Origin of the sequence: Vibrio sp. 10N.286.49.B3 (genome assembly GCF_002873395.1) — a bacterium.
Classification (GTDB): Bacteria; Pseudomonadota; Gammaproteobacteria; order Enterobacterales; family Vibrionaceae; genus Vibrio.
On sequence record NZ_MCUV01000058.1, the window covers coordinates 1 to 311 of the forward strand.

Below are 311 nucleotides of genomic sequence, written 5' to 3' on the forward strand. Positions count from 1 at the left end.
AACTCACCAGCCGGTGCTGATTCACCAAATGTCGTCATACCGATGATCTTGCCACCGAAGCCCACATACTTGTACCAGAAGTCAGCAATACCCGCTTCTACTGCAATACGAGCCGTTACGTCGGCAGGAAGTACTGCTTCACGGTAAGCAGCGTCTTGCTTATCAAATGCATCTGTCGATGGCATTGATACAACACGTACCGCTTTACCTTCAGCCGTTAACTGAGCGGCAGCTTCAACAGCAAGTTCAACTTCAGAACCTGTTGCAATCAGGATTAGCTCTGGTTTGCCTGCACAATCTTTCAGGATGTA

1 protein-coding gene is annotated in these 311 nt (G+C 48.6%); it reads right to left on the bottom strand.

All coding sequences use genetic code 11. The features are described from left to right. On the bottom strand, positions 1 to 311 hold a 311-nt coding region (locus BCU68_RS15785), incomplete at both ends, for a transketolase C-terminal domain-containing protein (RefSeq protein WP_277868789.1).